Genomic DNA, 767 nt, shown 5'->3' on the forward strand with positions numbered 1-767 from the left:
GACGACTGGGTTGATAGGCCGGATCTGGAAGCCAGGTAACTGGTGGAGGTGACCGGTACTAATAGGCCGAGGGCTTGTCCTCAGTTGCTCGCGTCCACTGTGTTAGTTCTGAGGCAACGACCGTTGCCGGCTCAGAGCAGAACGCATAACTACAAAGTGTGCTTGTTCGCTCGAAACCATTAGGGTTTCGGTGGTCATAGCGTGAGGGAAACGCCCGGTTACATTCCGAACCCGGAAGCTAAGCCTCACAGCGCCGATGGTACTGCAGGGGGGACCCTGTGGGAGAGTAGGACGCCGCCGAACAATCTTTGGAGGACCCCTGGTCACCAGCGTTCAGCTGGGACCGGGGGTCCTTTTGTTTTTACAATGCTTGCGGTACCGAAGACAGGAGCCATCATGTCCACCAACTCTCCCGACGACCGACCGGAGCGCGACCAGCGGCGACGGGACAGTGGTGACCGCGGTGATCGCGGCGGCTACCGGGGTGACCGTGGTGGCTACCGCCGCGACAACGACCGTGGTGGCAGCGACCGTGGCGGCTACGGCCGGCGTGACCGCGACGACAACCGTGGTGGTGGCCACGGCGACCGCGGCGGCGACCGTGGTGGCTTCCGCCGTGACGACAGGCGTGACGACCGCCGTGACGACCGCCGTGACGACCGCCGTGACGACCGTCGTGGTGGCGGTTACGGCGACCGTGGCGAGCGTGGTGGTTTTGGCGGTCGCAGGGATGACCGTCGTGAGGGTGACCGTGGGCCGCGTCCGGC

General features: G+C 64.7%; 1 protein-coding gene and 2 rRNA genes. All 3 read left to right on the top strand.

Annotated features, from left to right (window positions below; all coding sequences use genetic code 11):
* Positions 1-82: ribosomal RNA gene (locus IE244_RS41590) — 23S ribosomal RNA — on the top strand; the annotation flags it as partial.
* A gap of 104 nt (positions 83-186) precedes the next feature.
* Positions 187-303 (top strand): 5S ribosomal RNA (gene rrf, locus IE244_RS41595).
* A gap of 151 nt (positions 304-454) precedes the next feature.
* On the top strand, positions 455-767 hold a 313-nt coding region (locus IE244_RS41600), incomplete at its 3' end, for a hypothetical protein (RefSeq protein WP_191878770.1).

This window comes from Streptomyces filipinensis (genome assembly GCF_014649495.1).
Classification (GTDB): domain Bacteria; phylum Actinomycetota; class Actinomycetes; order Streptomycetales; family Streptomycetaceae; genus Streptomyces; species Streptomyces filipinensis.